Origin of the sequence: Gemmatimonas sp. (assembly GCF_044376735.1) — a bacterium.
GTDB lineage: Bacteria > Gemmatimonadota > Gemmatimonadetes > Gemmatimonadales > Gemmatimonadaceae > Gemmatimonas.
The window spans coordinates 1-5,482 of the sequence record NZ_JBILKJ010000168.1; the positions used below are offsets into that span (position 1 = coordinate 1).

Annotated in this window: 5 protein-coding genes; 3 read left to right on the forward strand and 2 right to left on the reverse strand. The window is 66.1% G+C overall.

Annotated features, from left to right (window positions below; all coding sequences use genetic code 11):
- Positions 1 to 288: 288 nt before the first annotated feature.
- Positions 289 to 690, reverse strand: a complete 402-nt coding sequence (gene msrB, locus ACIRA7_RS14555; protein WP_396221574.1) for a peptide-methionine (R)-S-oxide reductase MsrB — start codon at positions 688 to 690, stop codon at positions 289 to 291.
- Positions 691 to 706: 16 nt separating this feature from the next.
- On the opposite strand from msrB, the gene ACIRA7_RS14560 reads away from it, so the two are divergent.
- The 3 genes from ACIRA7_RS14560 (at position 707) to ACIRA7_RS14570 (ending at position 4,923) form a co-directional block, all read left to right on the forward strand.
- Positions 707 to 1,327, forward strand: a complete 621-nt coding sequence (locus ACIRA7_RS14560) for a lysophospholipid acyltransferase family protein (protein ID WP_396221575.1) — start codon at positions 707 to 709, stop codon at positions 1,325 to 1,327.
- 94 nt (positions 1,328 to 1,421) lie between these two features.
- Positions 1,422 to 3,734: a 3-hydroxyacyl-CoA dehydrogenase/enoyl-CoA hydratase family protein gene (locus ACIRA7_RS14565; protein WP_396221576.1), complete on the forward strand. Its 2,313-nt coding sequence runs from the start codon at positions 1,422 to 1,424 to the stop codon at positions 3,732 to 3,734.
- Positions 3,735 to 3,756: 22 nt separating this feature from the next.
- Complete coding sequence (locus ACIRA7_RS14570; protein ID WP_396221577.1) at positions 3,757 to 4,923, forward strand: thiolase family protein; 1,167 nt, start codon at positions 3,757 to 3,759, stop codon at positions 4,921 to 4,923.
- Positions 4,924 to 5,053: 130 nt separating this feature from the next.
- Here the strand turns inward: ACIRA7_RS14570 and ACIRA7_RS14575 are convergent.
- The coding region (locus tag ACIRA7_RS14575) for a phosphotransferase (RefSeq protein WP_396221578.1) at positions 5,054 to 5,482 on the reverse strand (429 nt) is incomplete at its 5' end.

A 5,482-nucleotide genomic window follows, 5' to 3' on the forward strand; every position in this document is an offset into this window, starting at 1 on the left:
TGCCCACCGTGGGAAGGCGGTGGGGGGAGCGAGCCCCGATGCCGGATCTACCTGATCCGGTGTCGGGGTTCTTCGCATCCGGCAACAGCGAACCGCAACAGCAACAGCAACAGCAACAGCAACAGCCAGAACACGGATGACACCGATGGACGGAAACAACACCGATAAGCAAACAGCGCTGTTGGCTTATCCGTGTTGGTTCGGTGAGATCGGTGTCATCCGTGTTCTGGCAGTTCCCGTTCGCTGATTGCTGACAGCGGACAGCTGTTCACTGCTGCAGCCGACGACTCAGTCCTCGATCCTGCTGAAATCGAGCGACGCAGAGTTGATGCAGTAGCGCAGGCCACCCGGCATGGGGCCGTCGTCGAAGACATGCCCCAGATGCCCATCGCAGCAGGCGCAGTGCACCTCTACGCGCACCATGAACCAGTGCCGATCAGTGCTGGTCTCGGTGGCGCCCTCGGACAGCGGCTCGATAAAGCTCGGCCAGCCGGTCCCGGAGTCGAACTTCGCCTGCGACGAGAAGAGGGGCTGACCGCAGCCTGCGCACCGGTAGAGGCCATCCTCGTGATGATCACAGTAGCAGCCACCGAAGGCCCGCTCGGTGCCGTGCGTGCGCATGACCCGGAACTGCTCGGCCGACAGAACGGTCCGCCACTCCAGCTCACTCTTGCGGATCTTGTCGGTCATCAGTCAAATGAACGATATGACGACCACCCCCGCCAGCGCCCCGCCGCTGGAACCCTGGCAGCTCGGCCCCAACGTCCCCCAATCGCCCCGCCGCTGGGTGCGAGCGCTCGGGCAGACCATTCTGTTTCGCGCTGGCTGGCGCTTCGAAGGACAGATGCCGAACGTGCCGCGCTTCGTCGTGATCGTTGCCCCGCACACATCGAACTGGGATTTCCCCATCGGCCTGGCCGCCAAATGGGCGTTGGGATTCGACTCGCACTGGTGGGGCAAGCACACCCTCTTCACCCCGCCGCTCGGCTGGTTCATGCGAGCGAACGGCGGCATTCCGGTCGATCGCCGCAATTCCCAGAATTCGGTAGAACGCACGATCGCGGCGTTCCGGTCGCACGAGCGCTTCGCGCTCACCCTCGCCCCCGAGGGGACCCGCAAGAAGGTGACGGCGTGGCGCAGTGGCTTCTGGCACGTGGCCAAGGGCGCCAATGTGCCGATCTGCTGCGTCGCCCTCGATTACCGACGCAAAGTCGTGCGACTGGGGCCAACCACCATGCCCGTCGAAGAGGATCCTGCCGCGGGGATCGCCCGCATCCGGGCGTACTACGCCGACGTGGCCGGATACAACCCGTCGCAGCAGGCCTGAACATGACGCCAGCGTCGTGTTTTTTGCCCCAGCCCCTTCCGCCCGGCCCCTCCGCAGCGGAACTTGTCCAGATCCCTTACGGAGAGAGTTCCGCATGCGCGTGACGACTGTCGGCGTGGTGGGCGCCGGGGCTATGGGGAGCGGCATCGCCGCCCTCGCGGCTTCGGCGGGCTGCCGTGTCGTGTTGCTCGATATCCCCGGCGATAGCGACCCCACCTCGCCGAACCGCAGTGCGCCCGCCAAGAACGGGCTGCAGAAGGCGATCAAGGCCAAGCCGGCCTCCTTCATGGAGGCCGCGGCGGCCGCGCGCGTACGCACCGGCAATACCGAAGACCATCTGCAGCTCCTCGCCGACTGCGACTGGATCTGTGAGGCGATCGTCGAACTCGCCGAACCGAAACAGCAGCTGTTCGCGCGCATCGAAGCGCTGATGAAGCCCACAGCCATCATCGCGTCGAACACCTCGGGGATCCCGATGTCGGTGCTGCTGGAAGGACGCGGCGAGAAGTTCCGTCGCCGCTTCTTGGGCACGCACTTCTTCAATCCGCCGCGCTACATGCACCTGCTCGAGGTCATTCCGACTCCGGAAACGGATCCGGCGGTGATCGGGGCCACGCGCGAGTTCGCCGAGCGCACGCTCGGCAAGGGCATTGTGATCGCCAAGGATGTGCCCGGCTTCGTGGCGAATCGCCTCGGCGTGTACGGCATGGTCGGTACCATGCGACGCATGGAGCAGCACGGACTCACCATCGATGAAGTCGACGGTCTCACCGGCTCGCTGATCGGGCGCGCCCGCACGGCCACCTTCCGCACTGGCGACCTGTCGGGACTCGACGTGCTCGCGCACGTCACCAAAGGAATCGGTAGTGCCACCGGCGAAGACTTTGCCCTGCCCACGTGGATGCTCGAGGAACTCGTGGCCAAGGGGAAGCTCGGCGACAAGACCGGTGGCGGCTTCTACACGAAGACGAAAGACGGCACGCTGACCTTCGACTGGAAGACCAAGACCTCGGTGCCGCAGCAGCGGCTCGAAGGCGGGGAGATCGGTCAGGCGATCCGCCTGCCGATCGCGCAACGCTTGCCCGCCGCCGTCGCCATGACCGGCGCCCAGGGGGCGTTCCTGCGCGATCATCTTGCCGACGCCGCGCACTACACGCTCACGCTCGCCTCCGAACTGGCGTACGACATCGTCGCGATCGACCGCGCCATGGAGTGGGGCTACGGCTGGGAAGCCGGCCCCTTCCAGATCATGGACGCTCTCGGCATCGACTGGTTGCGTGGAGAGTTCCGCGCGCAGGGCAAGAGCATTCCGCCGCTGCTCGAGATGGCGAAAGAATCGTTCTACCGCGATGGCGAGTACCTCACCTTCGACGGCAGCTACGAGCCGATCCCCGGCATCCCGGGCCGCCTGTCGCTCGCGAGCCTCGCGAAGCACGGACGCGTCCTCGACGACAACGGCCTCTCCCGACTCATCGATCTCGGCGACGGCGTGGCCTGCTTCGAGTTCCGCTCGAAGATGAACAGCCTCGGCGAAGGCGTGCTGAAGGGCCTCGAAAGCGCGCTCGGCAAAGTCGAGAAGCTTGGCTTCAACGGCATGGTCATCGGCAACGAAGACGCCCGCGCCTTCAGCGTGGGTGCTGATCTCTCGCTGGTGTCGTTCGCCGTGTCGGCCGGGGCCTGGGATGACATCGCCCTCTCCTGCAAGACATTCCAGGACAGTGTGATGTCGATCCGTCGCGCACCCTTCCCCGTGGTCGTGGCACCGGCCGGCATGACCTTGGGCGGCGGCGCCGAGTTCACGCTGCACGCCGATGCCGTGCAGGCGCACGCCGAGACCTACATGGGGCTCGTGGAGGCCGGTGTGGGCCTGTTGCCCGGCGGTGGCGGCACGAAGGAGTTGCTCATGCGCTTCACCGCCGAACTCCAGAACTACGAAGAGGTCGATTTGTTCGCCGCCGTGAAGCGGGCGTTCAAACTCATCGCGTTTGCGACCACCACGACCTCCGCGTACGAAGCGAGAGCGTTCGGTTTCCTGCGTGACGGCGATCGCATCAGCATGAATCGCGATCATCAGCTCGCCGATGCGAAGGCGCGCGTGCTCGATCTCGCGCGCGGCTATCTCCCGCCCACTGAGCGCACGGTCCGCGCGCTGGGTCGTGAAGGGCTCGGCAATCTGGAATACGCCCTCTGGGCCGCGAAGGAAGCCGGTCAGGCGTCGGCGCACGACGTCCGCGTGGGCCGTGCGATCGCCTACGTGTTGTGCGGCGGCGACGGCACACCACGCGACGTCACCGAGCAGGACCTGCTCGACCTCGAGCGCGAACAGTTCCTCAGCCTCCTCGGTACCAAGGAGACGCAGGAGCGCATCGCGTACACCCTCAAGACCGGCAAGCCGCTGCGCAATTGAGCGCGCGGCAGGAGACATAGCGATGACCGAGGTCGTAATCGTCAGTGCCGCCCGCAGCGCGGTGGCGCGCGGCAAGGCGGATGGTGCGCTCGCCGGCGTGCACCCGGTGGAGCTGTCGTCCACCGTCATGAAGGCCGCCATCGATCGCGCGGGGATCGACCCGGCGATCATCGAAGACGTGCAGTGGGGCTGTGCGATGCCCGAAGCATCACAGGGGCTCAATCACGCGCGCCTCGCCTGGCTGCGCGGTGGGTTCCCGGTGGAAACATCGGCCGCCACGGTGAACCGCTTCTGTTCGTCGGGGCTGCAATCGGTGGCGTACGCGTCGCAGGCGATCATCGCGGGCCAAGGTGATGCCGTGATGGCCGGCGGCATCGAGATGATGTCGCAGGTGCCGATGTCGGGCTACAACGCCCGACTCTCACCGGCGATCACCGAGAGCTACATCGGCATGGGCTTCACCGCCGAACGCGTGGCCAAGCGCTGGGAGATCTCACGGGCCGCGCAGGACCAGCACGCCTACGATAGCCAGCAGAAAGCGGTGGCGGCCATTCAGCGTGGCGCGTTCACCGAGCAGATCGTGCCGATCCACACGCAACGCTACACGTGGAAGGGCGCCGAGAAGACGGTCGCGGATGTCCTGTTCGACACCGACGAATGTCCGCGTGCGGAGACCACGCTGGAAGGGCTGGCCAAGTTGCGACCGGCCTTCTCGCCCACGGGCACCGTAACCGCCGGCAATGCCAGCCCGTACTCCGACGGCGCGGCCGCAGTGCTCGTCATGAGCGCAGCCAAGGCGAAGGAGCTCGGTCTCACCCCGTTGGCGCGCTTCGTGAGCTTCGCGGTGGCCGGCGTCGATCCCGACATCATGGGCGTCGGCCCGATCAAGGCGGTACCGAAAGCGCTCGCCCGCGCCGGACTCACCTTGGCCGACCTCAAGCTCATCGAGTTCAACGAAGCCTTCTCGGCGCAGGCGCTGGCCGTGATCAAGGAACTCGACATGGACACGAGCATCATCAACGTGAACGGCGGCGCCATCGCGTTGGGGCATCCCCTCGGTGCCACCGGCGCCAAGCTCACCACGCAGCTGGTGCATGAACTCCGGCACCGCGGAGGAGGGTACGGCATGGTGACGATGTGCATCGGCGGCGGAATGGGAGCCGCCGGCATTTTCGAAGTGTACGGGTAGGGAGCGCCACGGCCCACGGCCGATGGCCCACAGCCCATAGCGGTCCGTCACTAAAGGCTGTGGGCTTTAGGCTGTGAGCCATCAGCCGTGGGCCGTGGGCCATGGGCCATGGGCTGAAGGGGGGGGTGAGTCACACCACACCCCTCTCCGCCGCACTCTCCGCCGCACGCCCCAGCGCTTTCACGACCTCTCCCAACACCGCAAACCGCGGATCGCTCGTCAGCCCCTGCACATGACGTGCATAAATCTGCTGCGCGATCACCGCGACTTTGAACAAGCCGAAGGCGTAGTAGAACGGCGCATCGCTCACATCCAGTCCGCGCTGCGCGCCGTACGCCTGCACCAGTTCGGCGCGGCTCATGTTGCCGGGCAGCGCCGTGATCCCCAGCCCCAGCGCGCGAAAAATCGGCGCGTCGCCCGCTTCGACCCAGTACGCCAGACTGGTGCCGAGGTCCATGAGCGGATCGCCGATCGTCGCCATCTCCCAATCGAGAATCGCGCGTACGCGCGATGCGTCGGGCTCGAGTACGAGGTTGTCGAGCTTGAAGTCGTTGTGCAC

What these genes read in the sequence shown, in the direction of transcription:
- msrB (WP_396221574.1), bottom strand. Translation starts at nt 690, where the DNA reads ATGACCGACAAGATCCGCAAGAGTGAGCTGGAGTGGCGGACCGTTCTG.
- ACIRA7_RS14560 (WP_396221575.1), top strand. Translation starts at nt 707, where the DNA reads ATGACGACCACCCCCGCCAGCGCCCCGCCGCTGGAACCCTGGCAGCTC.
- ACIRA7_RS14565 (WP_396221576.1), top strand. Translation starts at nt 1,422, where the DNA reads ATGCGCGTGACGACTGTCGGCGTGGTGGGCGCCGGGGCTATGGGGAGC.
- ACIRA7_RS14570 (WP_396221577.1), top strand. Translation starts at nt 3,757, where the DNA reads ATGACCGAGGTCGTAATCGTCAGTGCCGCCCGCAGCGCGGTGGCGCGC.